Annotated in this window: 3 protein-coding genes; 2 read left to right on the top strand and 1 reads right to left on the bottom strand. The window is 35.6% G+C overall.

What is annotated here, in order from left to right; genetic code table 11:
* Nucleotides 1-265 precede the first annotated feature (265 nt).
* Both TE34_RS07780 and TE34_RS07785 read left to right on the top strand, forming a co-directional pair.
* Nucleotides 266-814 carry a sigma-70 family RNA polymerase sigma factor gene (locus TE34_RS07780; RefSeq protein WP_047984262.1) on the top strand — a complete coding sequence of 183 codons (549 nt, stop codon included), beginning with the start codon at nt 266-268 and terminating at the stop codon, nt 812-814.
* Nucleotides 807-2,030, top strand: a complete 1,224-nt coding sequence (locus TE34_RS07785; protein ID WP_047984263.1) for a hypothetical protein — start codon at nt 807-809, stop codon at nt 2,028-2,030. Before TE34_RS07780 ends, TE34_RS07785 begins: the two co-directional genes overlap by 8 nt.
* Nucleotides 2,031-2,140: 110 nt before the next feature.
* Here TE34_RS07785 and TE34_RS07790 read toward each other — a convergent pair.
* On the bottom strand, nt 2,141-2,851 hold a 711-nt coding region (locus tag TE34_RS07790), incomplete at its 5' end, for a transposase (protein WP_047983218.1).

A 2,851-nucleotide genomic window follows, 5' to 3' on the forward strand; every position in this document is an offset into this window, starting at 1 on the left:
TACGCATATAGTGCTCCTTTGTAGAAGATTTGGGAACAAGTACGGTCTCACTTCTACAATAGGAGCTCTTTTTATTTTTGTAAATTCATATGACTTATTTTTCAATAAATGGAATTTTCATCCACTGATGCAATACCATTGGGACTGTCCCTCACCGCTTTAAAGTGATAAAGCGGTGAGGGACAGTCCCCTTTATAAATATTTAAGTTTTTTTGAGTCTGCTTTGGCGTTAGAATCGTCTAATAGATTGAAAGGGGGTAGCGATTTGAATTTTCAAGGGACCTTTGGTTTAGAAGATACAAATGAATCGATTTTAAACAACTTAATCACCACCCATGGTGATGAATTGAAACGTATTGCCTATTTGTATCTACATGATTTATCTCAAGCAGAAGATATTGTGCAAGAAGTATTTATTTCTTGCTACAAGAACCTCGATAAATTTAACCACCAATCTTCTTATAAAACTTGGCTTTATCGGATTACTATTAATAAATGTAAAGATTATCAGAGAAAATGGAGTTATAAAAACATACTTTATAAATCTAGTACAGAATCTTACCAAAATGATTTTGTTCATTCCGTACAAATTGACGTCGAAAATCAAGAAGAACAACATGAAATAATGGTTGCAATATCAAAACTTCCAGCAAAATATAAGGAAGTACTAATCTTTTACTACTATCATGACATGCCCGTGAAAGAAATCAGTGAAGTTACCAATATAAAGGTGAATACCGTCAAATCAAGAATCACTAGAGGGAGACAAATACTCAAGGATGAATTAGAAAGGAGGGGATTTAATTTTGGATAAATTCGATCAACATATTAAGAAGGAAGTTCAGGGCTTTTTGAAACAAAATATCCAAATGAGTCAAGAGGAGATAAACAATATTCACGTTAGCATCCAAAAAAGAAAACCAATCAATTTTATTTATATCTCAGCATTTTCACTATTTACCGTAATTATGCTGATTCTAGTAATACCACTTTTTCAGCAGCCAAAAGAATTCTCATCCGCTCCTTTCTCTTTTAAAAGCGGTATTGATAAAATACTTCCCATGCTAGATGAAAAGGGTCAGGATGAAGAAAAACTAGGTACTGAGAAAACACCTGAAGAAGAGCCTGGTAGTGAAGACGACGAAATAAAAACGGAAGAGACAGAAGGTGAAAAAGAAGCTATTTTTATTGAACTTTTAGAACGGTATAACAATGAGATTCGGGGGAAAAGTTTCGAGCTGGATTTCGAAGACGAAACAGAATTATTCACTAATTCTCTTGGTTACCGGATCATTGGTTATAATTCAATGGAGGAGCTAACAGTTGAATTCTCTGATTTCATCACTGCAGAAACGGTATCGAAGCTATTTTGCTTAGTAGGTGAAAAAGAGAATAGGCTTTATCAAATTGTATCCGAACATTGTAGGTCTGAATTCTATACCGATAAACCCTACAGCTTAGAAAAAATAAATGATAACCACTACAGAATATCACAAACAACTGTCACTATTGTCGATGAGTTCATACTTACATTTGAATTTAGCAAAACGGATAATGGCTGGCTAATAACGGATTGGAAGCGTGATAGAGGAATCAACCCGCTTGAAAAATATCAAACTTTGGCTCTCTTTGAACAAATTGTTGCCGAATTTAATACGATGAACAAACGTTTCACGATTGAAACAACAACTACTCCTTTATCAAATGGTGAGGAAGGTTATCGAATAGAAGAAGTAGTAACAAAAAGTGAGTTTTACAACCTTTTCTCTGACTTTATGACAACTGAAGCTGCCGATATTGTATGGGAAGAACATCTAGTTGAAGATGCATCAGGGTTATTCTTACTACCTAAGCGCACTAAATACAGTCCTTACGAAAGTATTGAATATTACTCCTTAACGTATTTTGTTGACCCAGAAGGTACTTACCAAGTTTCACAATGGATCAACACGGAAGAGTTCCAGTTAAATTACGAATTTCAACATATAGATGGCACATGGCTAATTACGAATTGGTCTGTCACAGAATAACAACAAAGAGGCTGGGACATAACTAGCCAAAAATAATTAAAAAATGGTTCCGATCATCGTTTTTAGATGATTGGAACCATTTTTATTAGGCTATTGTCATTGTTTTTTAGCTAACTCGCTTTAGAGGCGGTGTACTTCCTTAGATTCACCGCCATGAACGCAAATCCTAATTCATTTTCTACTTTGGATTTGCCCCTCACTGACATTCGAGTGAAGCGCAAATTAGCCTTCAAAAATCCGAAGACTGGCTCTACGTCAATTTTACGTTTCCCATAGATTTCACCAGTTTCTTGATTCGAAAGCTGCTCTCTTATGTATTCTTTTTGCTGTTCCCATTTCTCGTTGTAGAAAACTTTTCGATTGTTTCCATCCTTTGCTTTTGTACACAAGGAACGTAATGGACAACCAGAACAGTCTTCACATTCATAAACTTTGAACGTACGTGTAAAACCGTATTTGTCAGTTCGGGTGGAAGTGTATCGGAATGGTAGTTTTTTATTATTTGGACAAGTAAATGAATCCTCTTCTTCGCTATATTGCCAATTGGCTATGTTGAAAGGATCATTCTTAACTTTCTTTTTCTTCTCCGTTCGATATTGATTAAAGGTAACGAGCGGCGTGCGTTCTCGTTGATTCATGACATCCTCATAATTCTGTTCACTACCATAACCTGCATCAGCGACAATATATTTTGGCAACTTGAAAAAGCTTTTCTCAATCGTATCTAGAAAAGGAATGAACGTGCGTGTATCTGTTGGATTTGGAAATACATCATAGGCGAGGGCATACTGTCCTTCTGTCGCAAGCTGCACATTATAACC

This window comes from Ornithinibacillus californiensis (assembly GCF_001038485.1).
GTDB classification, from domain to species: domain Bacteria; phylum Bacillota; class Bacilli; order Bacillales; family Amphibacillaceae; genus Ornithinibacillus; species Ornithinibacillus californiensis.